The sequence below is a fragment of the Gluconobacter sp. ESL1110 genome (assembly GCF_058107395.1).
Genome location: NZ_JBYLUK010000008.1, coordinates 97,146 through 121,802, shown reverse-complemented (window position 1 = coordinate 121,802; position 24,657 = coordinate 97,146). Strand labels below are relative to the sequence as shown.

Here is a 24,657-nt window from a genome sequence, read left to right as displayed (position 1 = left end):
ATATATTATGAACTATTTGGGCCATGGGCCGTTTCAGGCCCAACCACCGAATGGTGTCATGAAAGGATTACGCAATGAAGACGCTTTCCTTCGGCGCATTTGCTCTCTCGGCTCTGATTGCTGCTGCTTCTCCTGCCATGGCCGAACATCACGGCCACCATCACAAGAAGTCTGGTGCGCATGCCCAGAAATCCGATGAAGTCTCAGCCACTGATGCCCTGAACGCACGTTCTCTCCAGCAGGCACAGACCCCGGTTCAGGTCCAGCCTCCAGCACCGCCGACACCGGTTGCAACGGTTCCGACATCTGCTGTCGTCCCTACGGCTCCTGCGCCATCAGTCCCGCCAGCTTCCACAATGCCTGCGACTGCTCCAAACGACGGACAGTAAGTTTCCAATCGTTTGGCTAATAAAAAATCCCCGCTCGGCAGCGGGGATTTTTTTATTTCAGACTTTCAGGATCATATCCAGAGCATGTCTCACCGTCGCTCGCCGTATATCTGAGCGGTTACCTGGGAAAACATGGCGTTCTGTAAAACTCGCCCCCTGAAAGATGGACAACCCGAAACAAACCATTCCAACAGGCTTGGTAAGCGTTCCGCCATCAGGCCCCGCAATGCCTGTAACCGAAATGGCGATCGTAGCATCCGTCGCATGCCATAATGCACCTTCCGCCATAGCCTGCGCAGTTTCCTCACTGACTGCCCCATAGCGAGACAAAATATCCTCAGGAACACCGGCGGCGCTTGTTTTAAGAGCATTGGAATACGTTACAAAGCCGCCCTCAATAAAAGCTGAAGATCCCGGGATATCTGTCAATGCCGCGCAGATCATTCCCCCTGTACAGCTTTCTACGGTGACAAGGCGCATTTTTCGGTCAGAAAGGTGCTTCAGCACGGTTTCCGAAAGGGTTTGAAAGTCAGTTTCCGACATTTGCTGCACTCACCCGATAAACCATCATGTTTGCCTCGATATTCTCGATATACATCCGCGTTTCCCGGTAAGGCAGACGCTCGATCCAATCCAGAAGCCCATCTTCCGTCAGCGGATCAGCCGGAGGATTTGCCTTAAGCCAGAGATCCACTCTGTGTGGACCTGCATTATAGGCAGCGAGTGCATAGGGAATGGTATTTTCAAACCGTGCCAGAAGCTGCGATACATATGCGTTTCCAACGGTCAGATTGGTCTGCGGGTCGAGCAAAGCTGCGGCCGAAACATTCATTCCACCGAGATGCGCACGACGGGCAACATCCTTCGCTGCTGCGGGAAGGATTTGTAGCAAACCAATGGCATGTGCACTGCTGATTGCAGAAGGGTCGAACCCACTTTCCTGCCGAATAATAGCAGGAAGGAGGCCCACAGGGACTGTAGAGGCTGCAGGCCAAGGATCAGGAAACCCTTGCGGATAAAGAGCCACCCCTTTTCGAGACAGGGCATGTGCTGCAAAAACTTCAGCAGCCGGAACATTCAAACGTCCCCCCAGATCAGCGACTGCTTTCTGCCCTTCTGGTGATGGATTTGCGATCTGAAGCAGAAGAAGAAAATCTTTTGCATGCTCCAGATCGCCCGACTGCGCGAGTTCGGAGGCTGCTTCAACCAGATCCTGTCTCTGCAATACCCCCGCATTCAGAGCAGGGAGTGTTTGCAAATCCTGTAGGAGGGCATGATCGAAATCAGGTGACGACGCACCTGAGACAAGCAAGGACAGTTCTTGAGTCAGTGCAGCCTGAGCGAGCTGACCATGAAATGTCGTGGGAAAGCGTGTGGCCTGCTGGAAGGCCATCTGTGCACCACCATCGTCTTTCAGGGCTTGCCGGGCTCGCCCGGTCCAGTACCAACCTCGCGCCTGCATGGCGAGCGAGGTTGCCTGTTGCAAAGGACTGAAAAACTGCTCGGCTTTTTGCGGGTCTTCAAGCAGTCGCAAAGCGATGAAACCCGAAAGATTTTGCGCTTCCTGACGATCAATTTCCGTGAGAGGCAGCGTCATATCCTGGGCAAGTGCATAAGCGTCCTGCGTCCGGCCTGCCAGAAGAAAGGCTCGCGCAAGACTGGCTCTTTCGCTCGACCAGTCGTGGGATGGGGCAACAGCCTGAAGGGCGTAGCCTGCCGATGCCCAGAGAGCTAATGCTTCATCCAGACGATTTCCACGCCGCAGCGCCTTCAAACGATAACGGATCAGCGTGGGGTCTGACCGATCACGAGATGAAAGAGTATTGAAAGCCGTGTCGGCATCTGGAGACGCTGCACGCTCGGCGAGGCGGGCCTCCGCTAATGCCTGCCGATCCGCAGGAAGGCGATCAATCTGGCGACTTGCAGCCGAAATTTGTCCGGAGCTTTCAAGACGCTCATAGCGATGCCACTGGTCATCGAGCGTAAAATCTGCAGCGTAAAGCCCAAGAAGCGAGACTTCCTCCTGCGCATTACCAGCGCCAGCAATCCAGAGATTACGAGCCTTTGCAGCGGAATCAGACATATGGTCGGAGCATGTCAGAAACGCTGAAACCATTGTCAGCGGCAATGTTGGGCAAAGTCGGTCAAGCATTGCCGGATCGGATGTGTGGCCGAGGGCGGTCTGGTAACGCCACATCATTTTTGCCCGCTGCGGCCAAGTCGGCGTCTGCACCAGAAATGCCTGATAGGTCTCTGCAGGGAGATTACCTGCGCCAGGTGACACCAGTTGAAGCCACTGGACGAGCCTGTCCCGGACGGGGGGCGTTACGTTCGGGACAGGCGCTGCGGCTCCCATAAAAAGAGCAGCAGCCAGCAGAACGGGACGTTTAGCTCGGCAGCACAACATGATGCCAGATTTCTCCTCCGCCGCGGATGATGAGTTCAATCGCCACGGCTAGCACAACAAGCAGACCACACCAGGCGATCCAGCGATAGCGGGCAAGGAGCCCTGCAATGAACGACGCCGCAATTCCCATCAGCAATACGGAAAAAGCCAGGCCGCCAACGAGAATCCAAGGGTGCCCGACAGCAGCACCCGCAACCGCCAGAACATTGTCCAGGCTCATGGAAAGATCGGCCACGACAATCTTGAGAATGGCGGCCCCCAGTCGGGACGGAGCCTCCACTTCCGCTTCGGCATCGCTGTGCCGAAGCTCCCGGTACATCTTCCAGCAGACCCACAGCAGCAGGCAACCACCGGCGAGTGTCAGGCCGATAACCGCCAGAAGGCGTGCGGCAACAAGGGCTAATCCCACACGCAGGAGAGCTGCAAAAGCTGTCCCGATCAGGATGGCAAGCCGTCTCTGACGCCCCTGGAGACTACGCACCGCCATCCCGATGACAACCGCGTTGTCTCCGGCAAGGGTAATGTCAATCAGCGTTACCTGCGCGAGCGCGATCAAGGCGTGGGTCAGGGTATCGGGGGTCAAAGGGTCATTTCTTCCAAAAGGGGTCCGTGCAATCTCTTCGTATTTGGTCTAAGCAGCCCTCGTAAAGCCCCACTCGCTTCCGGAGTTCTCATGGTTCCGCGTTACAGCCGCCCCCAGATGACCGCGATCTGGTCGCCCGCCAACCGTTACCGGATCTGGTTCAAAATCGAAGCTCTGGCCTGTGAAGCCATGGCTCAACAGGGCGCCATGCCTGTCGAATCAGCCAAAACCATCCGTGAGAAGGGGGATGCTGCCATGGCTGCATTCTCCGATGCTGATCTGGCCCGAATTGACGAGATCGAGGCTGAAACGCGCCATGACGTGATTGCGTTCCTGACCTGGCTTGCGGAAAAAGTTGGTCCGGACAGCCGCTTCGTTCATCTGGGCATGACGTCTTCCGACGTGCTGGACACCTGCCTGTCTGTTCAGATGACTCAGGCCGCCGATCTTCTTCTGGAAGATCTGGATCGCGTTCTGGAAGCCCTCAAAACACGCGCCTATGAGCACAAGCTGACTGTCACGATCGGCCGCAGCCACGCGATCCATGCAGAGCCAACGAGCTTCGGCCTGAAGCTGGCTGGTCATTACGCTGAATTTGCCCGCAACAAAGAGCGCCTGCTTCAGGCTCGCAAGGAAATCGCGGTCTGCGCCATTTCTGGCGCCGTTGGTACCTATGCGCATATTGACCCGGCTGTTGAAGAATATGTCGCCGACAAGCTCGGCCTTGTTGCCGAGAGCGTGTCCACACAGGTCATCCCACGTGACCGCCACGCTGCGTTCTTCTGCACGCTTGGCGTCATTGCAAGCGGCATCGAGCGTCTGGCCGTTGAAGTGCGTCATCTTCAGCGTTCGGAAGTCCGGGAAGCGGAAGAGTTCTTCCACAAGGGGCAGAAGGGCAGTTCCGCGATGCCGCACAAGCGGAATCCGGTTCTTTCTGAGAATCTGACCGGCCTTGCCCGTCTGATCCGCTCTCACGTCGTTCCCGCACTTGAGAACGTGGCGCTGTGGCATGAGCGGGACATCAGCCATTCTTCCGTGGAGCGTAACATCTGCCCGGACGGTACGATCGGGCTTGATTTCGCCCTGATCCGTCTGGCTGGCATGATGGAAAAGCTGGTGATCTATCCGGATCAGATGATTGCCAACATGGAAAGCCTTGGTGGCGTAGTGCATTCCGGTGAAGTTCTGCTGGTTCTGGCCCGTGCCGGTATTTCCCGTGAAGATGCCTACCGGATTGTGCAGCGCAATGCCATGGAGACATGGACGAAGCTGGGTAAGCCGGGCTTCCGCACGTTCCGCGAAAATCTGGAGACCGACCCGGAAGTGTCAGGTCGTGTGAGTGCCGAGGTTCTGGATCGCGCTTTCGATCCGGCCCAGCATCTCAAGCAGATTGATCGTATCTACAGCCGCGTTTTCGGCTAATCTCGACAAATCTGGGCGGGAATAGTTTTCCCGCACTCTCGCGGTTCCGGTTCCGTAATGCTATGGAACCGGAAAACCGTCGCTGGACCAGCCGTTTCCGCATCCCTATGAACCGGGACGGCGCAACGCAGTAAGGATTGCTCATGGCCCGCCGCCGCCAGCTTTACGAAGGCAAAGCCAAGGTTCTTTTTGAAGGGCCAGAGCCCGGAACACTCGTGCAGTATTTCAAGGATGACGCCACCGCCGGAAACGGTGCGAAAAGTGGCATCATCACCGGGAAGGGTGTTCTGAACAACCGCATCAGCGAACACCTGATGATGAAGCTGCATGACATCAACATCCCCACGCACTTCATTCGCCGTCTGAACATGCGTGAGCAGCTGATCCGGGAAGTCGAGATCATTCCTCTGGAAGTTGTGGTCCGCAACGTCGCGGCTGGCTCCATCGCCAAGCGTCTGGGCATTCCTGAGGGAACGCGCCTGCCACGCACCATCATTGAATATTATTACAAGAATGACTCCCTTGGAGACCCGATGGTCTCTGAAGAGCATATTGCCGCATTCGACTGGGCCTCTCCGCAGGACCTGGATGACATGAACACGCTGGCCCTCCGCACCAATGATTTCCTGATGGGAATTTTCATGGGTGTCGGCATCACGCTTGTTGATTTCAAGCTGGAATTCGGCCGTCTGTGGGAAGGCGAGGAGATGCGGATCATCGTCGCTGACGAGATCTCTCCAGACAACTGCCGCCTGTGGGACGCCAAAACCAGCGAGAAGATGGACAAGGACCGGTTCCGCAGGGACATGGGCCGCGTCGAGGAAGCTTATCAGGAAGTCGCACGGCGTCTCGGGATCCTTCCCGAAGCCAGCAATGGAGACCTCAAGGGTCCGGAGGCAGTACAGTGAAGATCCGCGTTTTTGTTTCCCTGAAAGACGGCGTTCTTGATCCTCAGGGCAAGGCTGTTGGCCATGCACTTGAGTCTCTTGGCTTCAAGGGTATCGGCGAAGTCCGTGTGAACCGCGTTGTCGAACTGGACGTTCCTGCAACGGACAAGGCCGAGGCGATCCAGCAGGGTGAAGCCATGGCCCGTGCGCTTCTGGCCAACGAAGTGATCGAGGATTTCAGCGTCGAGGTGGCAGAATGAAGCTTTTCTCCGCAGTTCTTCTGGCAAGCGGCCTTCTGGCCGTAACCGCCGCTCCGGCTCACGCACAACGCGTCTCCAAAGTTTCCGGCAAAGCTCTTGGCAACATGTGCTCTGCCAGCAAGTCCACCGCTCTGTGCGATGCCTATCTCGCAGGCATGATGGATAGCGAAGTCTGGGCCAAGAAATACGACAGCTATGCGGACGATGCAGGTGCTCCGGTCGCATTCTGCGTTCCGACGGGTGAGACCACCACGCAGGTTCGTGGCAAGCTGATTTCATGGCTGCACGCGCACACTGATGCCCTGACGCAGCCCGGTGGAAAGGCCGTTTATCGTGCTCTGCACGAGGCTTATCCGTGTCATGCCGCAGCATCGGCTCCAGCGGAGGGCCAGAAATGAAGGCCGGTATCGTCGTTTTCCCCGGTACGAACCGGGAGCGCGACATGGTGCATGCCCTGAAGCTGATCTCAGGCCAGACCCCGAAAATGATCTGGCATCGCGAGACATCTCTCGGTGATCTGGATCTCGTGGTTCTGCCGGGTGGCTTCAGCTTCGGGGACTACCTGCGCAGTGGCGCCATGGCGGCTCATTCCCCCATCCTGCGCGAGGTCAAAGCCTTCGCCGAGAAGGGCGGTCACGTTCTGGGCGTCTGCAACGGCTTCCAGATCCTGACGGAATCCCATCTTCTGCCGGGTGCACTGCTTCGGAATGCCGGTCTGCGATTCCTGTCGCAGGATTGTCACCTGAAGGTCGAGAACGCATCGTCTCCCTTCACGCAGGGCTGGTCATCTGGGGACGTTTTCCGCGCGCCTCTGGCTCATGGAGATGGCAACTACACGGCTTCTGACGAGACACTTTCACGTCTCGAAGGTGAGGGCCGAGTTGCGTTTCGCTACTGTGGTGCCAAGGGCGAGGTTTCGCATGATGACCGTCACGTGAACCCCAATGGCAGCGCTCGCTCCATCGCTGGCATCCTGAGCGAAAACGGCCGTGTCTGCGGTCTGATGCCGCACCCGGAAAACCTGACTGACCCGGAAATCGGTGACACCGATGGTGTGCCGCTCTTCAAAGGCCTTGTGGAGGCTCTCGTCGGATGAGTGTGACAATCGACGCCAAACTGGCTCAGTCCTTCGGTCTGACGGTCGAGGAATATGAGAAGGTCCTGACCATTATGGGTCGGACCCCGAGCTTTACGGAGCTTGGAATTTTCTCGGTCATGTGGTCGGAGCACTGCTCCTACAAATCTTCCCGCATCCACCTCAAGACGCTGCCAACCAAGGCTCCGTGGGTTATCCATGGACCGGGCGAAAACGCAGGTGTTGTGGATATTGGCGAGGGTCTGGCTGCTGTCTTCAAGATGGAGAGTCACAACCACCCGTCTTTCATCGAGCCTTATCAGGGCGCTGCAACAGGCGTGGGTGGTATTCTACGTGACGTCTTCACCATGGGTGCCCGTCCGGTCGCCAACCTGAATGCCTTGCGTTTCGGCGATCCGAAAACACCGGGGACACGCCGTATTGTTGATGGCGTGGTTCGCGGCGTTGGTGGCTACGGCAACTGCGTTGGCGTTCCGACAGTCGGCGGCGAAGTCAATTTCCACAAGGCCTATGACGGCAATCCGCTCGTCAACGCCATGACGGTTGGCGTGGCCAAGCAGGACAAGATCTTCCTGTCTGCAGCTGCTGGTGTGGGCAATCCGGTCGTGTATGTCGGCTCCAAGACAGGACGTGACGGCATTCATGGTGCCACCATGTCTTCCGCGGAGTTTGACGAAGAGGCCGCATCCAAGCGCCCGACCGTGCAGGTCGGAGACCCGTTCATCGAGAAGCTTCTGATTGAAGCGTGCCTCGAACTGATGGCAACGGATGCGATCGTGGCTATTCAGGACATGGGCGCTGCTGGCCTGACGTCTTCTGCCGTTGAAATGGCAGGTAAGGGTGGCGTCGGCATCGAGATGGATCTTGATGCGGTTCCGCAGCGCGAACCCAACATGTCCGCCTATGAGATGATGCTGTCTGAGAGCCAGGAGCGGATGCTCATGGTCCTCAAGCCGGAAAGCACCGAACAGGCTCGTGCCATTTTCGAAAAATGGGAGCTGGATTTTGCTGTTGTCGGGCATCTGACCGATACCGGACGCATCACGGTCAAGCACAAAGGCGTGATCGAAGCTGACATCGAACTGGCACCGCTGGCCGATGAAGCTCCGATCTATAACCGTCCGACTGTGCCACTGGAAAAACCACGCCACATTCAGCCTCCGGCTGATCCAGTGGGTGTCGAACATGCTCTCCTGACGCTGATTGGTTGCCCGGATCTGGCCTCCCGTGCCTGGGTCTGGAACCAGTATGATGGGTCTGTCGGTGGCAACACGGCGCGTCGTCCTGGTGCGGCTGATGCTGCGGTGGTTCGTGTGGAAGGCACCCGTCTGGGTCTCGCCCTCACGACTGATTGCACACCGCGGTATTGTCAGGCGGACCCAAAAGTTGGCGGGGCACAGGCTGTTGCCGAAGCATGGCGCAACATCACGGCGACAGGTGCGAAGCCGCTTGCCGTGACGGACAACCTGAATTTCGGCAATCCGGAACGCCCGGAAATCATGGCGCAGTTCGCAGACGCCATCAAAGGCATGGGCGATGCGTGCCGCGCGCTCGATTTCCCGGTCGTGAGCGGCAACGTCTCACTCTATAACGAGACGCGCTCCCCGACAGGTCTGGCTCAGGCCATTCTTCCGACGCCGGCCATTGGTGCGCTTGGTGTACTGGCAGATGCCTCACGCTCGATTGGACTTGCCATGCCTGATGCGCACGGTCTTGTCCTGATTGGTGAAATCCGTGGCGAACTGGGTCAATCCCTGTGGCTGCGTGAGATTTGCCATCGCGAAGAAGGCGCTCCACCTCATGTTGATCTCGTGGCCGAACGCAGGAATGGCGATTTTGTCCGTGGGCAGATCGAAACCGGCGCTGTGACAGCCTGTCATGACATCGCAGATGGCGGCCTTCTGGTCACGATTGCCGAGATGGTCATGGCTGGGGACGTTGGCTGTACGCTGAATCCGCCTCCGTCCAATCTTCCTCTGCATGCGTTCTGGTTTGGTGAAGATCAGGCTTGCTACGTTGTAGCAACACCCGATGCCCAGAAGCTTATTGCCGCGGCTGAAAAAGCTCATGTTCCGGCACGCAAGCTGGGTCGCTCTGGCGGCACGTCACTGAACCTTGCTGACGGGATTTCCCTGGAAGCCAGCAGGCTGCGCACCATCAACGCTGCCTTTTTCCCGAAATTCATGGGTGAGGAGGTCTGAGTTATGCCGATGAGTGCCGCTGAAATCGAACGCACGATTCTCGCAGCGATTCCGGATGCTGAAATTACGATCCAGGACCTTGCTGGAGACGGCGATCATTATGCCTGCACGGTCGTCAGTGAAGCCTTTCAAGGGCTTTCGCGTGTACGACAGCACAAACTGGTTTATGATGCATTCGGAAATCGAATGGGCACAGAGCTCCACGCAATGGCTCTCAAAACCCTGACCCCTTGAACTCCGAGGGAATCATTCCCTTCTGAAGTGACTGCTGACAGTGGGAGAGGGGCTGCCCCCTCTCTTCTGCCCATAAGAGGAAAAACCCAATGTCCGAGACCGTGTTCCAGCACATCCAGAACCTGATCGACGCAAACCCGGTCATGCTGTTCATGAAGGGTGACAAACTCTTCCCACAATGCGGCTTTTCTGCGCGCGTTGTGCAGATCCTGACGCATCTTGGTGTTCCGTTCGAGACCTGCAACATTCTTGAAAGCGCTGAACTCCGTCAGGGCATCAAGGATTTCTCCCAGTGGCCGACCGTTCCTCAGCTCTACGTCAAGGGTGAGTTCGTCGGTGGCTGCGATATCGTCACGGACATGTACCAGAGCGGCGAACTTGAAACGCTGCTGACTGAAAAGGGAATCGCTACGGCGAATGCCTAATTTGTTAATTCCGGCCTGTAAAATGGCCGGAATTCAACACTCTGCAAGGTCTGCGGCTGCCACAATTCAGCCATGTTGCGCCCAAAAATGGCAAGACCTTGATTTTTTCTAAAACTTACCCAAACGGGGTTGTCGAACTCTGCGTTTACGTCATACGGTGAACTCATCAGAACAGGGATGGGATCACATCAATGGCGCGACAGTGGGCTGGCCGAATTGCTCTCGGCATTATGGGAGTTGGACTTTGCATGGGAGCCGGAAAAGCTCATGCCCGTGCAGCCATTACCGATTTTGAAGCCAGCAAGCTGACATTCGACGCTCTGACGGCCACGCCAGTCTATCACCGCCCTGTTGTTCATTTCGCTCGTCACTCTGCAAGCCATTCCATGGCATGGAGCGGGCATCGCGCTGTGATCCGGAACGTGGCTTACCGTCCGCACGCTTCTGTTGCGACGGCAGCTCATCGTCATACACGCAGCCGCCGTACCTGATCTTTATGTAAGGCGTAGCGCATCCATGATGCGTCTCGCCTGCCCCATGCGATCGACGACAATAACGTCGAATCGCGTATTGGGACGACACCATTCGGGTCTGGTTTCCAGAACATAACCGAATGACGCCATCAGGCGTTCTGCCTGACGAGAAGCCAGAGCCTCTGCGCCATCTCGAAGCGTAGAGCGGCTTTTGACTTCCACCCCAATAATCCAGTTCTCATCCGCGACCAGAAGATCAATCTCGCCATAGGGTGTTCTGAGCCTCTGAGCCAGAATGTCCAGCCCTGCCTCCACCATATGGCGTTTGGCGATCTCCTCGGCGTTCAGGCCACCGTAATATGCCTGAACGCCTTTCGCGCGACGGTTAATCAGTGCTCTTCTTTCAGAAGCCGGGCAGCATCAATCGCAAAATATGTCAGGATGCCGTTACAGCCTGCACGCTTGAAAGCAATCAGGCTCTCCATAATGGTACGATCCCGCTCAAGCCAGCCGTTCTGGATCGCACCGGCGAGCATCGCGTATTCACCTGACACCTGATAGGCGAAGGTCGGCACCGAGAAACGGTCACGGATGCGGCGAATAATGTCCAGATAGGGCATTCCCGGCTTGACCATGATCATATCGGCTCCTTCACGAATATCCTGCTCCACTTCACGCAGAGCTTCATCCGAATTGGCCGGGTCCATCTGGTAGGTTTTCTTGTCACCCGTCAGAAGACCACCCGATCCCAGCGCATCGCGGAACGGGCCGTAGAAAGCGGAAGCATATTTTGCCGTGTAGGCCATGATGCGGACGGTCTCGAAGCCGTTGGCATCTAACGTCTCGCGGATGGCCTGCACACGACCATCCATCATGTCGGACGGGGCAATGATGTCGTTACCAGCGCGAGCCTGATTAAGCGCCTGCTGACGCAGGATCTCAACAGACTCGTCATTGAGGATGCGGCCATCCTTGATGACGCCGTCGTGGCCGTGATCCGTGTAGGGATCGAGCGCCACATCACCAATAACACCAAGTTCGGGAAAGGCTTCCTTGATGACGCGCGACGCGCGGCACATCAGATTGTCCGGGTTCAGGGCTTCAGTACCCGTTGCGTCCCGCAGTTCAACTGGCGTGATGGGGAAGATGGCAACCGCCGGAATGCCAAGCTCAACAGCCGGGCGGACATGCTCCACGAGATTGTCGAGGCTGACGCGCTCAACACCGGGCATGGAGGACACTTTCTGGCGCTGGTTTTCGCCTTCACAAACGAAAATCGGCCAGATCAGGTCATCGACGTGCAGTCGATTTTCCTGAACCAGCCGACGTGTAAAGGCATCGTGGCGATTACGCCGCGGGCGGAAGAGGGGGAATGATGCGTTCGTCATGCCCCCGATCATGCTCCTATATTTTTGATCTGGAAAGCAGGCTGTGACGTACTCCGTAACAGAAATAGATCGCCAGTCCGATTGCAAGCCATACAACCAGCCGAACCCAGGTCAGCAGGTCCAGAGATACCATGACCGCACCGCAGGACAGCACGCCCAGAACCGGAATGATCGGGCCACCTGGCACACGGAAGAGACGTGGCGCCTGAGGCTCACGCATCCGCAAAAGCGGAACACCAACGCAGACGATGATGAATGCAAGGAGGGTTCCAATGGATGTCATGTTGCCCAATTCACCAATAGGCAACACGGCTGTCAGAACACTTGTGAGCGCAGCAAAACAAAGATGGGACGTCCACGGTGTATGTGTGCGTGTGTTCAGCTTCGCAAAAACTTTCGGAAGCAGGCCGTCATGTGACATGGCCAGAAATACGCGTGCCTGCCCTAGAAGCAGCCCAAACAGAACAGAAACATACCCGACAGTAATCCCCAGCTTCACAAGACTGGCGAGCCAGGGCGCACCCGCAGCATCGATCGCTGTTGCAACCGGGCTTGGATCATTCGCCATGCCTTTATAGTTCACAACGCCCGTCAGAACCGCCGAGAACACAGCATAGACGACACCACAGATCAGCAGGCTTCCTATAATCCCCACGGGAATGTCCCGAGCCGGGTTTTTGCTGTCCTGCGCGGTGGTGGAGACGATATCGAATCCCAGATAGGCAAAGAAGGCCATCCCCGCGGCACGCATCACGCCAGAGAAGCCAAAATGCCCGAAGGTGCCATCGTTTGGTGGGATATAGGGATGGTAATTGGCCAGCTTGATATGCGGAATGCAGAACACCAGCACCAACGCGATCACTGCCAGCTTTATCACCACGATGGCATTGTTCACGGCAGCGGACTGGCTGACACCGCGCATCAGCAACGCCGTCACGACCCAGATAGCCAGAACCGCCGGGAAATTGAACCAGGCGCTGACGACTGATCCGTCCGAAAGTGTCACGGGCGTCATGGGCGTAGCCAGAAGCCTCGGATCAATCGTGATGCCCCAACCCGAGAGCAAGGAGGCCACATAGCCCGACCAGCTTGAGGCGACAGCAGCGGCTCCCACTGTATATTCCAGCACAAGATCCCAGCCGATAATCCATGCGATCAACTCGCCCATGGATGCATAGGCATAGGAATACGCCGACCCGCCTGACGGGATCATACCAGCCAGTTCGCCGTAACAGAGGCCGGCAAATCCGCAGGCGAGGGCGGCAATAAGATAGGACAGCGTGACGGCAGGGCCTGCATTCTGGCCAGCCGCAACGCCAGTTAGTGAAAACAGGCCAGCACCAATGGTCACACCAACGCCAAGAGCGATCAGGTGCCAGGGGCCAAGAACACGTTTCAGGCCTGTGTTGTCAGACGCAGCGGAAGACACAGGCTTGGTCCGCCAGAGCGGATTGGTCATGAAAGATCCTCGTTGGAAACACGGATTGTTTTTGCCGACGCGCGCATTCTGCGGTAGTGACGGGGCGAACTCACCCTGGAGAATGGACCACGATGTCGGAACACGCCAGCCAGTCCACGCTGAATCCTTTTTTCCACGCGCCTCTGAAAGAGGCTGATGCCGAAGTTGCCGCAATCCTGAACGACGAACTGACCCGTCAGCAGGATGGTATCGAGCTGATCGCGTCCGAGAACATGGCATCTTTTGCCGTGATGGAAGCGCAGGGCTCTGTTCTGACCAATAAGTACGCTGAAGGCCTTCCGGGCAAGCGCTACTATGGTGGCTGCGTTGACGTGGACCGCGTTGAAACCCTCGCCATCGAACGCCTTAAAAAGCTGTTCGGCGCAGAATTTGCAAACGTGCAGCCTCATTCCGGCGCCAATGCCAATCAGGCAGCCTTCATGGCGATGGCGAAGCCGGGCGACACCATTCTGGGTCTGAGCCTCGCGGCTGGCGGACATCTGACCCACGGTGCGGCTCCGAATTATTCTGGCAAATGGTTTAACGCCGTTCAGTATGGCGTGCGCGCGCAGGACGGCCTGATCGATTACGATCAGATGGAAGAGCTGGCCCGCGAGCACAAGCCGAAGATTATCGTCGCAGGCAGTTCCGCCTATCCGCGCGTCATCGACTTCCCGCGCTTCCGGAAGATCGCTGACGAAGTTGGCGCTTATCTGATGGTGGACATGGCGCATTTTGCCGGTCTGGTCGCAGCTGGCCTGTATCCAAGCCCGCTTCCATACGCGGACATCGTGACGTCCACGACACACAAGACGCTGCGCGGCCCCCGTGGTGGCATTATTCTGACGAACAGCGCAGAGCTGGCCAAGAAGGTTAACTCTGCCGTGTTCCCGGGCCTTCAGGGCGGCCCACTGATGCATGTTATCGCTGGCAAGGCTGTGGCGTTCGGTGAGGCCCTGAAGGACGACTTCCGCGACTACCAGAAGCGCGTTGTCGCCAATGCGAAGGCACTGGCAGATGAACTTCAGCTTCGCGGCTTCGACATCGTGACAGGTGGCACGGACAGCCATCTGGTGCTGGTTGATCTTCGCCCCAAGAAGGTGACGGGCAAGCTTGCGGAAGAGATTCTGGAGCGCGCTGGCATCACGGCCAACAAAAACGCCATTCCGTTCGATCCGGAAAAGCCGTTCGTAACGTCCGGCATTCGTCTGGGCAGCCCTGCTGCAACAGCACGTGGTTTCGGCGAAGAAGAATTCCGCACCATTGCCCGCATGATGGACGAAGTTCTGACGGCAGCTCTGGAAGAGGGCGACGTCAATGACACGACCAACCGTGTCCATGAAGAAGTGAAAGCGCTCTGCCGTCGCTTCCCGATCTATGATCGCGCTTCCGCCTAAGCGTTGAGGTGGACTGCGGTGCGTCTCGCCAGGCGCACCGCAAGCTGCCCCAGTCTGGGGCGCAAATTCGGGACGATCAGTAAACACTTGTCATAAGGTGTGCAGATCAGATCATGACCGTCCCTAGCAATAACGGTTCCCGCATTCGGGATGCAGGTATTGCCAACCCATGGCTCCACAAATCTAAAGTCTGCGCTTCGCGCCAGAACATTATCCGTCACGACGGCCATCTCTGCGGGCTGCTTCGTATCCGTTTCGCGTCCCTGAAAATGAATCCGCATCGCGTCTTTCAGAAAACGCTCGGAAACCTTCACCATCATATCCACGGTTTCTGGTCGCCAGTGCAGACCGGCTTCCAGAAGGCAGGCACGGCCGGTCCCTCCAACCGCCATAAATCGGGAATACTCGACGAGACGCGAGCCACCTTGATGCCCCAGATCCGTCACAACCAACGGTGCAGGCTGCTCTTCGGAAGCCAGAACACAGGCAAAATCACTGGAGCGCCGTCGCGGAGGCACAATAAAGACGGGCTCAGACGGCCATAGTGTAGAATGAAGATCCAGCAGCAGGTCCGCACGCTCAATAAAAGGTAAAATTTGTCGAGCTCGATCCAGTTCACTGGACCGTTCACTACTGTTCAGTCGTGACGGATGCCAAAGACGGTTCAGATCCTCGGTCAGATACCGAGAGGCCATCGGCGCGGTTGAATCGAAGCAACCAAATGCTGTCAGATTCGCAAGAATCAGAGTTAGTCGTCCGGCGCGCGGAACCGGGTTGTTTCGACGAAGGGTTTCGAGAGCGTGGCCGCCTGCATATTCGTTACCGTGTACCATGCCGACAATGACAAGGTCCGGGCCGTTCAAACCGGAGTCAAAAATCTGTACACCAGGAATGCCAGAGGCCGTATTACGCCAGGCAGAAAGGTCCGGAGCCTTCAGACACACATCCAGAGGATAAACCGGACGGCCACATCCAGGCAGGTCTTCCGTCAAGCGAGGCTGACGGACCCTGATCGGATGATGTCTCTGACCAGCCTTGCAACTCATGCTGTCCCGCTCACCCTTCGTGCAAAGTCCCGCAGTGCTTTCCCACAACGCTCCAGTTGTTCTCTGGCAATAAATTCATCCGGTCGATGAGCCTGCGCGATGTCGCCCGGCCCACAGACAATGCTGTCCATCCCACCCCTTTGATAGATGCCAGCTTCGGTGCCGTAGGAAACCATGCCAGGAGTGTTCCGACCAGTGATCTGACATGTCATCTCAGTCAGAGGATGATTCGCAGGTAAGGCGAGAGGAGGGAGGTCTACCAACTGGAGATAGCTGATACCGCCTTCGGGATTATCCTTTCTGAGATCCTCATCCAGAGGCGCCAGAGCCTCCTTAAGCTTCTCAAACTCTTCGGCACCTTCATCGCCCGGTACGTTTCGCCACTCCACGTCGAACTGCGCCTGTTCGGGGATGATATTAAGAATACTCCCTCCTGAGGCCAACCCGACCTGCATGGTGGTGTAAGAAGGGGCGAAACCCTCAATTTTACGGCCCTTAAGAGCGAACCAGTCAGCTTCATCTGCACATAAAGCAATAGCCCGTCCCATCGCATGCAGCGCGTTTCGACCACCTTCCGGAAGGGAGGAGTGACCGGGCTTTCCCGTCAGTTGGACTCGAACAGCAAAACGACCCTTATGAGCAATCACAGGGCTCATCATGGTCGGCTCGCCGACGACACAAAGCTCAGGCAGATGGCCGGCACGACGGATATCCGCAATCAAATATCGTGCGCCATCGCAGGTAATTTCTTCATCACACGTGAAGAGAAGATGAACCGGCTTGGGAAGCTCCATAACCTTGAGATCAGGCACAGCGGCCAGCATACAGGCTACATATCCCTTCATGTCTGCAGCACCACGCCCGTAAAGCAGCCCATTCTCCTCACGAAGAACAAATGGATCCGAGGACCAATCCTGCCCATCAACAGGAACGCAGTCCACATGCCCTGCGAACGCTATGCCACCAGCAGTCTGCGGGCCGATGATGGCATGAAGATTCCATTTCCCCTCATCTCCACCCGGATAACGAACGAAAGAGACCTCATGGGACACGAGGTATGCCTCAATCCATTCGATGATCGGCAGGTTGGACCGGCTGCTCGTTGTATCAAACGATATCAATGCCGAAAGAATCGTTTCCAAGGTGAGGGAAATGGGTCGCTGATCCGTCATAGATTGTACTGTAAGCACGTTCCTCATCTCTCACCATAGGCCCTTTGAAAGGGGGAGAGGATGACGATGTGTGCGCCCGCAACATGTTGTAAAAAATGAGACACGAAAATTGTGGTTTTAGTTTCCAACAATTTCCGACTCTTTCCAAAAACGCCTTGAAGGAACTTCTGTGAGTCGCAGTGCGGGCCTCTCTGTTTTTCACAGAATGTGGCGAAAACTTCCCCAGCAACAGAGACGGCGTTTCTTTGCGTGGGCAACAGCGGGTGTGACGCCCGGCGTTAAAGCCAGTTACCCTCGACACGCCGCTGGTGTCATCATCGCAGGTGAATTCAGTCGAGGTTCCGGTCTGGGAGAGGGGGCACGCCTTATGGTGGCAGCTCTTCGCAAACTCGGCATTCTCTGTGCCACATGGGACATTGAGACACACCGACTGGATGGAGACTCTGTCGGTCCTGGCGCACCGCTGATCGTACATGTGAACGCACCGATGCTTCCCGCCGTATTGCTCAGAATGCCGCGTACACTCCGAACCGGGCGAAAAATTATTGGTTACTGGGCCTGGGAGCTTCCGGTCGTGCCTGACACATGGACGCACGCACGGCGGCATGTTCATGAAATCTGGGCGCCATCCCGCTTCACGGCTGATGCACTGGTTTCGCTGGGGCGTCCGGTAAGAGTTGTGGAACATCCCGTCGGCCTTGTGGGACAGGCCCCCTCTACACGAGATAGGGCATTCTTCGGATTACCAGAAAAAACCGTTACGGTTCTTGTCTCGTTCAATCTGGCGTCCAGCATGGTGCGCAAAAACCCGATTGATACGATTGCTGCGTTCCGTGAAGCATTCGGAGATCGTCAGGACAGGGTTCTGATTCTGAAAATCAGCCATACAGACCATTATCCTGAGGATATGGCCGCCATTCGGAGTGCCGTTAACGGCGCTTCCAATATCCAGATAGAGACACATCTTTACAACGGGGCCGATCGCCTGGCCCTGATGCGATGCTGCGATATCGTACTGTCCCTGCATCGCAGTGAAGGTTTCGGCCTTGTCGTGGCCGAAGCGATGGCTCTGGGGCGATGCGTGATTGCAACCGACTGGTCTGCCACAGCAGAATTTATGGACAGCACCTGCGGGCTTCCTATCGATTACAACCTCATCCCCGCCAATGATCCCCGAGGCGTGCTGGACATGCCGCAGACATGCTGGGCGCTCCCGGACAGACAAGCGGCTGTACAAGCCCTTCGTCTGGCAGCGGACCATCCTGATCTTCGAGCTCGCCTTGGAACTGCGGCTCAGGAACGCGTTGCAAAGCATCTTGACGGAACCAGCCTTCTGAAAGCCATCCACGCGGCAGGAGTTGAAGCGTGGCGATAAAGACTGTCCTTGTCTGGCAATGGGGCAAAAGAGGAGCAGGACCACGCATTGCGGTCGACCTCGCCAATGGGCTGACAGCGTTACCAGACGTCTCCGTGAGATTGTGCCTGTCAGAAGAAGCAGAGATTCTTCACAGCTATCATGCTCCACAGGATGCTCTGATGCTCCAAGCCTACAGATCCGCCTTTGGGCTGTTCGGCAGGTTTCTTCAGGCCCCACTGATCATCTCAAAGCTGTTCCTGCTGATGCTTCGGAACAAGCCCGACGTCGCCATCTGCGCGATGCCAGCCCCGCTTGATGTTCTGATGGCTCATGCTCTCCGCAGGGCAGGCGTCAAGGTCGTGACAATTGTTCATGACGCCAGGACACATCCGGGAGACGGTTATCCGTTTCAGATGTTTCTGCAAAAGGCGCTTATCAGCCAGTCGTCCCTTCTGGTGACTTTCAGCCAGCACGTTGCCACGGTGCTGTCGGGGGATGCCATCTGTCGCGGGAAACCCGTAGTCTCCCTGTTACATCCACCCTTCGTGGGAACAGAGGCACCTCTGCCTTTCAGTCATGGCGAAAAACCCAGACTGCTGATGTTCGGGCGATTGCTCCCCTACAAGGGTCTTGACCTTCTGGCCGATGCCCTCCCTCAACTCGAAATCGCAGTAGATTGCAGAGTGATCGGAAGAGGCCCTCAAAGCCCGGAGCTGCTTCGTTTATCTGGAATGAAGGGCGTAATCGTCGAAAACCGGTGGGTTCCGGAAGACGAACTGTCACAACTGATTGCCTGGGCAGACGTACTGCTTCTTCCCTATCGGGAAGCCTCACAAAGCGGTGTCGGCGCCATGGCCGTTGCGGGCGGGCGGTATGTGGTGGCTACCAATGTTGGTGGACTGTCTGAACAGTTCTCCGAACATTCCCAGGCCATGCTCTGCGAGCCTGACCCAGCGTCCATCGCAAGAACCATCGCTCAACTTCTCAACGCTCCACCCCCTGTCGCCCCGGTCCCTGACAGCGCTAAAGCATGGCAGGACCTGGGGCAGAAAATCCTCAGTGTCGCGGGTTAAGTATCGAGAGCGTCTTCCGTTGCAATGCGGATGCGATAGCCAATGTGCTTCTCGATATCACGAAGGGACAGGCGTTCGTCGATATTGATGAGCGAGAAGGCGGCCCCCTTCTTGCCAGCACGGGCTGTACGCCCAATGCGGTGAACATAAGCTTCCGGCGTCTCGGGCATATCCATGTTGATCACGAGATCCACATCGGAAATATCCAGCCCCCGGGACGCAATATCCGTCGTGACCAACACTGGAACGCGCCCCTGACGAAACAGATCCAGCGCCTTGTTTCGCGCGCCCTGCGTCCGATCTCCGTGCAGGGTTTCAGACTTGATGTCGTGCTTGCGCAGAACCCTCGCCAATAGATCAACATTCGCCTTCGTGCGGGTAAACACCATACTCCGCCCCGGAAAACGCTCCAGAATACGCGCTACCGTCTCAGGCTTGTCTTCCTTTTCCACGAACATCGCACGCTGGCGGATCTTCTTGGGCGTGAACGTCTCTGCAGCCACCTCAACCCGAACAGGATCACGCGTCACACGCTTGGCCAGATCCATGACTGGCTCCGGCAGTGTAGCGGAGCAGAAAACCGTCTGGGGCGGAACATCCGGGAAATAAGGCGTCAGAGCCGTCATGCTTTCGGAGAAATCTTCATCCAGAAGACGGTCAGCCTCATCCAGAACGAGATAGCTCAGGTACTCCAAAACCAGATCACCCTGCATCACAAGATCCAGCAAACGACCATGCGTCGCGACAACGATATCAACGCCATCGACAATGGAACGAACCTGCTGTTCACGTGATGTTCCGCCACAGATCACACGCGTCTTCAGGGGCAGGCGACGGCCTAACTGACGGCAGACCGAAGCCGTCTGCGCAGCCAGTTCACGCGTTGGCTCCAGAATCAGAGCACGCGGGCCAGGAGCACTTTCACCCTGTGAGAGGATCTGAAGCATGGGAAGGACAAAAGCAGCCGTTTTGCCGCTGCCTGTCTGGGATGCCACAAGAACATCGCGCCCCTTCAGCAAAGGCGGGATGGCCTGAACCTGAATCGTGCTGGGCCGCTTGTGCCCCACCTGTTCCAATGTGGCGAGAAGAGGCGGGATCAGCCCAAAAGCGGCAAAGCCGTCAGGAGTGTCAGTCGAGGGTGTTTCTGGCATCGTCATATGCGCTTCTTGCCAAATTTCTTCCGTTTCGGGAAATAGCTCTTTTTTTCAGGAGGCCCGCCATGAAGGCAACAATCATCGCAGAAGACTTCGCCGGCATGCGGGCACAAGGGGCAGGGCTGGCCGAAAAGGCAGATCTTGAGTGGGAGTTCCGGCCCGTTCTGATCCGCAAACCCTGGGGCCATTTTCCAGCCCGCTATTGGCCTTCTCCTTTGAAACGGATTGCCCCGATCAGCATTTCGCCTGATAGCCGCCTCATTATCAGCATTGGCGGAACGGGCGGGATTGCCGGGGCTGCTGTTGCCAGACGAGAAGGGCTGCCAGTCGTCCAGATCCAGAACCCGAGAACAGCGCTGGCCAAGTTCAATCTCGTAATTGCCAATACACATGATGGCATCACCGGCGAGAATGTTTTGACTTCTCGCAATGCGCTTCACCCCGTAACACCGCACAAGCTGGAGGCAGCACGCGCCGCGTGGGAAAGTCGCCTGAAACTGGATGACAGACCACTCCTGTCTATCCTGATCGGCGGAACGAATGGACGTTTTTCTCTTGGAGCCGCCGAAGCAGCAGAGATGGCCGATGGACTGATCGCTTTCGCCAGCCGCACCGGGATGCAGGCCGTTCTGACACCATCCCGCAGAACGGATGACGCCGCACTGGCTGTTCTGAAAGAAAAGCTCATCCCGGCGGGAATACGGATTCTGGAAGGGCAGGGCAACGATAACCCCTATCTGGGAATGCTAGCCTGCGCGGACGTTATTGCCGTCACGACAGACAGTGTCTCAATGATTTCGGAGGCAGCGGCGACGACCGCTCCGGTCATGATCCTGCCGCTGCCCGGCAAGTCCACCCGGATTGGCAGGTTTATCGAAACCCTCCAGAACGCCGGGCGTATCCGGCCCTTTAGCCCCGACCTTGAACCCTGGTCCGTCCACCCGCTTGACGACACCCCTGCTACGGCGAGAGAAATGCGCCAACGACTGAAGCTCTGAAAGGGCCCTCTATGCTCGATATCCGCACGTTCGGTCCACAGGGTGGCAATGTGCTCTACAAGGCGCTGGCCCACCCGCTTGCCGCCGAGGCGCTGACGCGGATGGAGCAGCACTTCGCCGGGCAGACGATCGCCATTTACGATCCCGAAGATACGGTCCGGACGCTGGTGGCCCTTTATCCTGACCTGCGCCCTTCGGTCGTTCTGGTTCATGATACGGAACAGGTCGGCCAGCCGGACGGATTTGGCGGCAATCGAAAAGCCCTCGTGGACCTGCCGCATATGGATGCGGATATCATTCTCGCGCTGTCCTTCGACGATGCAAAAATGCGCGGCCGGTTAGGGTCTCTTCTGAACGGGCGTGACCTTTACACCCTCGCGCCTGCACGCCTGCCGGACGACATGATCGTTCGTGGCCGTCCATATCTCGACAAGCTGAACTTTGCGACGAATTTTGCATTCTTCCGCGACGATGACCGCTTCTCTACACGGATTGTCACGGCAAACTACTGGTCCAATTACGGAGCGCAGAACCTGCGTTACTGGCTGCGTCTCTATGATGGGGCAGGGAAAATCATCGCGCAGTGGGAACAGCCCGTTGAACATGCAGGCGCTGGCATCACCATCGACAGTGCGGATGTCCGTAAACGCTTTGGTCTACCTGCCTTCATGGGGCAGCTGTTCATCCATGTCATTGGTGCCCGTGGCCATGACGTGGTGAAATATGCGCTCGACGTCTGGGGCAAGAACGGCGATCCGAGCCTTTCGGTCACACACGATGCCAACGCCTGGCCGTCCGTGCGCTATGCGACGCTTCCCGCTCCCGAAGCCGACGAAACCCTAACGGTCTGGGTACAGAACAGCCACGCCACGACCATTCCGGCTGGTGCCATTACGTTCAATCCAATGGGCGTGGACGATCATCGGGGCGTGGATCGTACGATCGGGCCATTTGAGACAGTGGCCGTAAATGTCGGAGCCCTTTTTCCGGATCTGGCTTGGCCAGCGCAGCTTGAAATGCGGTCTGGTCGCCATCTTGTGCGTCCCCGCTACGAAATCGAGCAGCGTGGCCGCACCCGTATCGCCCATCTGAACGTCGAGCGGGACAATATCCGTCCAGACCCGGCTATCCGGAACTTTGCACCCTCGCTGGGCCGTGGGTTCCTTCTGCCATTCCCCATTCTCGACCCGGCGAAGTTCGAGAGCTTCGTTCAACCCAACCCGATGTCCGAAGCTTTGGAAACACTCCCCGTTCGGCTCGATATTTTCGATGAGGCTGGCCAGCCCGTCGGCTCGCATTTCCTCGGAAATCTGCCCCGCGACCATTCCACGGCGATTGCCCTGCATGACCTGACCGATCGTCCGGGCCACGCTGATCTGGTCTATGATTTTCGCGATGGCGGGGAGGCGGATGGCTGGCTTCATGCCCTGATGCGCTACCGCAATCGGGACACGGATCACGCCGCCGAGACCAGCTTTGGCGCCCACATCTTCAACACGCTGATGACGTGGCGCTCCGAGCCGCAGTCCTATTCCGGACCGCCGCCGGGCCTGACAACGCGACTGTTCCTGAAACTCGGCCATGATGCACTGCAGAGTTTCTGCTGCCTGATCCATCCGGCCTCCATCGAAGGCACCAGTCCGTCCGAAACGGTTCTGCTGCTTCATGCCGCAGATGGCAGCCTCATCGCGGAGACCACCATCCACATTCAGCCGTCAGGTTCTTTCATGGTCCGTCCACATGACCTGTTCGAAGGCGCGCATCTGGAGCGGGCTGGCGTTGGCGGATATGTTCTGATCCGCGATCTGACGTGCCGACTGTTCGGCTATCATGGCCTCGAAAATGACGAGGGCGGCTTTTCTCTCGATCACATGTTCGGGTTCTGAACCAGCACCCGCCGCCGGAACCGGGAGGCAACTTCCCGGTCCAGCAGGAGGGCAACCGGGCGGGAGAAGAAACGAGATACCGCTTCTCCCAATCCCCAGATCAGTACCAGACAGATCGGATAGACGATCCAGCCCATACTTTGTGGCCAATGATTGTGTTTCCATATCCGCACAGCCGCCATAACAACGAACATGTGTGTCAGATAAACCTCATAGGACAACTGCCCCATTCGGCGGATCCACCAGCTTCCTGCGCCTCCTTCGAAAGACCTCCAGCCACAGGCCAGCACCAGCATGGCAATCCCGGCGTAAAAGATAGCGATCAGGCCATTCGGAAGCAGGCGCCACCAAGACATGGGGCCCCACATCTCCGCCAGCATCATGACTAAGCCGACAGCACCCATGACAACAGGCCAACGCCCCTTGGGTCGGTAGTTGGCAGCAACAATCGCCATGAGGACGCCCATCGCAATGGTTCCGACGCCCGTCAGCGTTGCCTGTTCGCGCCAGATTTCATTGCCATGCAATGTTGCCCTGTAAATCGGCGCGGTGATGGCGAGAGCAACGAGAACCCCAACTCGGATACGGGCGTTGAGGCGGCAGAAGAACGGGAAAAACAGATAGAACAGTTCTTCAATCGAGAGGGACCAGAGCACAGTCCAACCTGCCACGCTCCAGCCATGCCGTGCTTGCCAGACATTGAAGTACAGGCCGAACGCAGCCAGTGTCGCACCGGAAAAACTCTGACCCGACTTAACGAATCGGTAATCCTCGAAGCCGATATAGTCGAGCAGTCCCAATACCGTGACGAGTGCAACAAGGCAGGGCAGGATGCGTGCAGCCCGATGAGCAATGAAGGGCAGAGGCTGGATCTGATCCAGCGATCCAAAGCGCTGAATGACGCGCGATGCAATCAGGAAGCCCGACAGCACAAAGAAGATGCTGACAGCTTCGCCACCATTGTAGTTCATGCCAACCAAAAACCAGTGCGGCAGGAAATCACCCAAGGCCGTATGAACAAGGGGAATTCGGATACCGAGATGGTTTCCAAGCACCAGAAGGATTGCAGCGCCGCGCATACAATCCAGAGCCGCATTCCGTTTCATTGCCATTCCCTGTCAGACAAAGTGTTTCTGGAAGGGCAATGAGTTCAAAGAAAGGCGAGCGCGTGGCGAAAAAAGCGTCTTGTCAGGGAGTTGGCCCACTGATAAAAGCCCGTCCATCGAATGGGCGCGTAGCTCAGCGGTAGAGCACTCCCTTCACACGGGAGGGGTCACAGGTTCAATCCCTGTCGTGCCCACCATTCGAAACCCCCAGAATTCTCCCGGTTTTAAGGTACTTCTTAGATCG

General features: G+C 57.1%; 25 protein-coding genes and 1 tRNA gene. 16 read left to right on the top strand and 10 right to left on the bottom strand.

Annotation, left to right across the window (positions count from 1 at the left end; all coding sequences use genetic code 11):
• Nucleotides 1-74: 74 nt before the first annotated feature.
• A complete protein-coding gene (locus tag AC3B6F_RS09230; RefSeq protein ID WP_010501734.1) occupies nt 75-389 on the top strand; it encodes a hypothetical protein in 315 nt (104 codons plus the stop codon).
• Between the two features lie 57 nt (nt 390-446).
• On the opposite strand, the gene AC3B6F_RS09225 is transcribed toward AC3B6F_RS09230, so the two are convergent.
• Genes AC3B6F_RS09225 through AC3B6F_RS09215 form a run of 3 tightly spaced genes read right to left on the bottom strand, consistent with a single transcriptional unit; the run spans nt 447 to nt 3,379 of the window.
• Nucleotides 447-932, bottom strand: coding sequence for a CinA family protein (locus AC3B6F_RS09225; protein WP_489824128.1), 486 nt, complete (start codon nt 930-932; stop codon nt 447-449).
• On the bottom strand, nt 919-2,796 hold the full coding sequence (locus AC3B6F_RS09220) for a lytic transglycosylase domain-containing protein (protein ID WP_489824127.1): 1,878 nt from the start codon (nt 2,794-2,796) through the stop codon (nt 919-921). Before AC3B6F_RS09220 ends, AC3B6F_RS09225 begins: the two co-directional genes overlap by 14 nt.
• Nucleotides 2,777-3,379 (bottom strand): YjbE family putative metal transport protein, encoded by a 603-nt coding sequence (locus AC3B6F_RS09215; RefSeq protein WP_023942346.1) that lies wholly within the window; start codon nt 3,377-3,379, stop codon nt 2,777-2,779. Before AC3B6F_RS09215 ends, AC3B6F_RS09220 begins: the two co-directional genes overlap by 20 nt.
• A gap of 90 nt (nt 3,380-3,469) precedes the next feature.
• Between AC3B6F_RS09215 and purB the strand changes: the two genes are divergently transcribed.
• From purB to AC3B6F_RS09170, 9 genes are all read left to right on the top strand, one after another.
• Nucleotides 3,470-4,801, top strand: coding sequence for an adenylosuccinate lyase (gene purB / locus AC3B6F_RS09210; RefSeq protein ID WP_489824126.1), 1,332 nt, complete (start codon nt 3,470-3,472; stop codon nt 4,799-4,801).
• Nucleotides 4,802-4,944: 143 nt separating this feature from the next.
• Entirely contained in the window at nt 4,945-5,709 is a 765-nt protein-coding gene (gene purC / locus AC3B6F_RS09205) for a phosphoribosylaminoimidazolesuccinocarboxamide synthase (RefSeq protein WP_010501729.1), read from the top strand.
• On the top strand, nt 5,706-5,948 hold the full coding sequence (gene purS / locus AC3B6F_RS09200) for a phosphoribosylformylglycinamidine synthase subunit PurS (RefSeq protein WP_010501728.1): 243 nt from the start codon (nt 5,706-5,708) through the stop codon (nt 5,946-5,948). The genes purC and purS overlap by 4 nt, the downstream gene beginning before the upstream one ends.
• Nucleotides 5,945-6,346 (top strand): Rap1a/Tai family immunity protein, encoded by a 402-nt coding sequence (locus tag AC3B6F_RS09195; protein WP_489824125.1) that lies wholly within the window; start codon nt 5,945-5,947, stop codon nt 6,344-6,346. The genes purS and AC3B6F_RS09195 overlap by 4 nt, the downstream gene beginning before the upstream one ends.
• A complete protein-coding gene (gene purQ / locus AC3B6F_RS09190) occupies nt 6,343-7,044 on the top strand; it encodes a phosphoribosylformylglycinamidine synthase subunit PurQ (protein ID WP_489824124.1) in 702 nt (233 codons plus the stop codon). The genes AC3B6F_RS09195 and purQ overlap by 4 nt, the downstream gene beginning before the upstream one ends.
• Nucleotides 7,041-9,245 (top strand): phosphoribosylformylglycinamidine synthase subunit PurL, encoded by a 2,205-nt coding sequence (gene purL, locus AC3B6F_RS09185; protein ID WP_489824123.1) that lies wholly within the window; start codon nt 7,041-7,043, stop codon nt 9,243-9,245. Before purQ ends, purL begins: the two co-directional genes overlap by 4 nt.
• A gap of 3 nt (nt 9,246-9,248) precedes the next feature.
• Nucleotides 9,249-9,479: a BolA family protein gene (locus AC3B6F_RS09180; protein WP_015074089.1), complete on the top strand. Its 231-nt coding sequence runs from the start codon at nt 9,249-9,251 to the stop codon at nt 9,477-9,479.
• An 89-nt stretch (nt 9,480-9,568) separates the two neighbouring features.
• Nucleotides 9,569-9,904, top strand: a complete 336-nt coding sequence (gene grxD, locus AC3B6F_RS09175; RefSeq protein WP_007281919.1) for a Grx4 family monothiol glutaredoxin — start codon at nt 9,569-9,571, stop codon at nt 9,902-9,904.
• 191 nt (nt 9,905-10,095) lie between these two features.
• Nucleotides 10,096-10,395, top strand: coding sequence for a hypothetical protein (locus AC3B6F_RS09170; RefSeq protein ID WP_026017434.1), 300 nt, complete (start codon nt 10,096-10,098; stop codon nt 10,393-10,395).
• A gap of 3 nt (nt 10,396-10,398) precedes the next feature.
• Here AC3B6F_RS09170 and AC3B6F_RS09165 read toward each other — a convergent pair whose 3' ends face one another.
• From AC3B6F_RS09165 to AC3B6F_RS09155, 3 genes are read right to left on the bottom strand one after another with little or no spacing between them, the layout of a single operon-like run.
• The gene (locus AC3B6F_RS09165; RefSeq protein WP_489824500.1) at nt 10,399-10,710 is read right to left on the bottom strand and encodes a YraN family protein; all 312 of its coding nucleotides are present in this window, start codon (nt 10,708-10,710) and stop codon (nt 10,399-10,401) included.
• A 56-nt stretch (nt 10,711-10,766) separates the two neighbouring features.
• Nucleotides 10,767-11,765, bottom strand: coding sequence for a porphobilinogen synthase (hemB, locus tag AC3B6F_RS09160; RefSeq protein WP_167384232.1), 999 nt, complete (start codon nt 11,763-11,765; stop codon nt 10,767-10,769).
• Nucleotides 11,766-11,781: 16 nt separating this feature from the next.
• Nucleotides 11,782-13,224: an APC family permease gene (locus AC3B6F_RS09155; RefSeq protein WP_489824122.1), complete on the bottom strand. Its 1,443-nt coding sequence runs from the start codon at nt 13,222-13,224 to the stop codon at nt 11,782-11,784.
• Nucleotides 13,225-13,316: 92 nt separating this feature from the next.
• On the opposite strand from AC3B6F_RS09155, the gene glyA reads away from it, so the two are divergent.
• Nucleotides 13,317-14,621, top strand: coding sequence for a serine hydroxymethyltransferase (glyA, locus tag AC3B6F_RS09150; protein ID WP_010501708.1), 1,305 nt, complete (start codon nt 13,317-13,319; stop codon nt 14,619-14,621).
• Here glyA and AC3B6F_RS09145 read toward each other — a convergent pair.
• Together AC3B6F_RS09145 and argE are read right to left on the bottom strand one after the other, a co-directional pair.
• Complete coding sequence (locus tag AC3B6F_RS09145) at nt 14,618-15,667, bottom strand: M14 family metallopeptidase (protein ID WP_489824121.1); 1,050 nt, start codon at nt 15,665-15,667, stop codon at nt 14,618-14,620. The two genes, glyA and AC3B6F_RS09145, sit on opposite strands and share 4 nt — an antisense overlap.
• The gene (argE, locus tag AC3B6F_RS09140) at nt 15,664-16,839 is read right to left on the bottom strand and encodes an acetylornithine deacetylase (protein WP_489824120.1); all 1,176 of its coding nucleotides are present in this window, start codon (nt 16,837-16,839) and stop codon (nt 15,664-15,666) included. Before argE ends, AC3B6F_RS09145 begins: the two co-directional genes overlap by 4 nt.
• A gap of 205 nt (nt 16,840-17,044) precedes the next feature.
• Between argE and AC3B6F_RS09135 the strand changes: the two genes are divergently transcribed.
• Together AC3B6F_RS09135 and AC3B6F_RS09130 are read left to right on the top strand one after the other, a co-directional pair.
• Nucleotides 17,045-18,214, top strand: coding sequence for a glycosyltransferase family 4 protein (locus AC3B6F_RS09135; protein ID WP_489824499.1), 1,170 nt, complete (start codon nt 17,045-17,047; stop codon nt 18,212-18,214).
• Nucleotides 18,205-19,269 (top strand): glycosyltransferase family 4 protein, encoded by a 1,065-nt coding sequence (locus AC3B6F_RS09130; RefSeq protein ID WP_489824119.1) that lies wholly within the window; start codon nt 18,205-18,207, stop codon nt 19,267-19,269. The genes AC3B6F_RS09135 and AC3B6F_RS09130 overlap by 10 nt, the downstream gene beginning before the upstream one ends.
• Here AC3B6F_RS09130 and AC3B6F_RS09125 read toward each other — a convergent pair.
• Nucleotides 19,266-20,426: a DEAD/DEAH box helicase gene (locus AC3B6F_RS09125; RefSeq protein WP_489824118.1), complete on the bottom strand. Its 1,161-nt coding sequence runs from the start codon at nt 20,424-20,426 to the stop codon at nt 19,266-19,268. The two genes, AC3B6F_RS09130 and AC3B6F_RS09125, sit on opposite strands and share 4 nt — an antisense overlap.
• Before the next feature lie 62 nt (nt 20,427-20,488).
• Between AC3B6F_RS09125 and AC3B6F_RS09120 the strand changes: the two genes are divergently transcribed.
• Nucleotides 20,489-21,421, top strand: a complete 933-nt coding sequence (locus tag AC3B6F_RS09120; protein ID WP_489824117.1) for a mitochondrial fission ELM1 family protein — start codon at nt 20,489-20,491, stop codon at nt 21,419-21,421.
• Nucleotides 21,422-21,432: 11 nt separating this feature from the next.
• The gene (locus tag AC3B6F_RS09115; protein ID WP_489824116.1) at nt 21,433-23,307 is read left to right on the top strand and encodes a hypothetical protein; all 1,875 of its coding nucleotides are present in this window, start codon (nt 21,433-21,435) and stop codon (nt 23,305-23,307) included.
• On the opposite strand, the gene AC3B6F_RS09110 is transcribed toward AC3B6F_RS09115, so the two are convergent.
• Nucleotides 23,289-24,413 carry an acyltransferase family protein gene (locus AC3B6F_RS09110; RefSeq protein WP_489824115.1) on the bottom strand — a complete coding sequence of 375 codons (1,125 nt, stop codon included), beginning with the start codon at nt 24,411-24,413 and terminating at the stop codon, nt 23,289-23,291. The genes AC3B6F_RS09115 and AC3B6F_RS09110 overlap by 19 nt on opposite strands.
• 122 nt (nt 24,414-24,535) lie before the next feature.
• Between AC3B6F_RS09110 and AC3B6F_RS09105 the strand changes: the two genes are divergently transcribed.
• Nucleotides 24,536-24,610, top strand: a tRNA-Val gene (locus AC3B6F_RS09105).
• The last annotated feature ends 47 nt before the right edge of the window (nt 24,611-24,657 follow it).

Coding starts and splice junctions, on each gene's coding strand:
- AC3B6F_RS09225 (WP_489824128.1), bottom strand. CDS start 932: ATGTCGGAAACTGACTTTCAAACCCTTTCGGAAACCGTGCTGAAGCAC.
- grxD (WP_007281919.1), top strand. CDS start 9,569: ATGTCCGAGACCGTGTTCCAGCACATCCAGAACCTGATCGACGCAAAC.
- AC3B6F_RS09230 (WP_010501734.1), top strand. CDS start 75: ATGAAGACGCTTTCCTTCGGCGCATTTGCTCTCTCGGCTCTGATTGCT.
- AC3B6F_RS09155 (WP_489824122.1), bottom strand. CDS start 13,224: ATGACCAATCCGCTCTGGCGGACCAAGCCTGTGTCTTCCGCTGCGTCT.
- AC3B6F_RS09170 (WP_026017434.1), top strand. CDS start 10,096: ATGGCGCGACAGTGGGCTGGCCGAATTGCTCTCGGCATTATGGGAGTT.
- AC3B6F_RS09125 (WP_489824118.1), bottom strand. CDS start 20,426: ATGACGATGCCAGAAACACCCTCGACTGACACTCCTGACGGCTTTGCC.
- AC3B6F_RS09115 (WP_489824116.1), top strand. CDS start 21,433: ATGCTCGATATCCGCACGTTCGGTCCACAGGGTGGCAATGTGCTCTAC.
- glyA (WP_010501708.1), top strand. CDS start 13,317: ATGTCGGAACACGCCAGCCAGTCCACGCTGAATCCTTTTTTCCACGCG.
- purB (WP_489824126.1), top strand. CDS start 3,470: ATGGTTCCGCGTTACAGCCGCCCCCAGATGACCGCGATCTGGTCGCCC.
- AC3B6F_RS09220 (WP_489824127.1), bottom strand. CDS start 2,796: ATGTTGTGCTGCCGAGCTAAACGTCCCGTTCTGCTGGCTGCTGCTCTT.
- AC3B6F_RS09110 (WP_489824115.1), bottom strand. CDS start 24,413: ATGAAACGGAATGCGGCTCTGGATTGTATGCGCGGCGCTGCAATCCTT.
- AC3B6F_RS09120 (WP_489824117.1), top strand. CDS start 20,489: ATGAAGGCAACAATCATCGCAGAAGACTTCGCCGGCATGCGGGCACAA.
- hemB (WP_167384232.1), bottom strand. CDS start 11,765: ATGACGAACGCATCATTCCCCCTCTTCCGCCCGCGGCGTAATCGCCAC.
- purQ (WP_489824124.1), top strand. CDS start 6,343: ATGAAGGCCGGTATCGTCGTTTTCCCCGGTACGAACCGGGAGCGCGAC.
- AC3B6F_RS09195 (WP_489824125.1), top strand. CDS start 5,945: ATGAAGCTTTTCTCCGCAGTTCTTCTGGCAAGCGGCCTTCTGGCCGTA.
- purL (WP_489824123.1), top strand. CDS start 7,041: ATGAGTGTGACAATCGACGCCAAACTGGCTCAGTCCTTCGGTCTGACG.
- argE (WP_489824120.1), bottom strand. CDS start 16,839: ATGACGGATCAGCGACCCATTTCCCTCACCTTGGAAACGATTCTTTCG.
- AC3B6F_RS09145 (WP_489824121.1), bottom strand. CDS start 15,667: ATGAGTTGCAAGGCTGGTCAGAGACATCATCCGATCAGGGTCCGTCAG.
- AC3B6F_RS09135 (WP_489824499.1), top strand. CDS start 17,045: ATGTGGCGAAAACTTCCCCAGCAACAGAGACGGCGTTTCTTTGCGTGG.
- purC (WP_010501729.1), top strand. CDS start 4,945: ATGGCCCGCCGCCGCCAGCTTTACGAAGGCAAAGCCAAGGTTCTTTTT.
- AC3B6F_RS09180 (WP_015074089.1), top strand. CDS start 9,249: ATGCCGATGAGTGCCGCTGAAATCGAACGCACGATTCTCGCAGCGATT.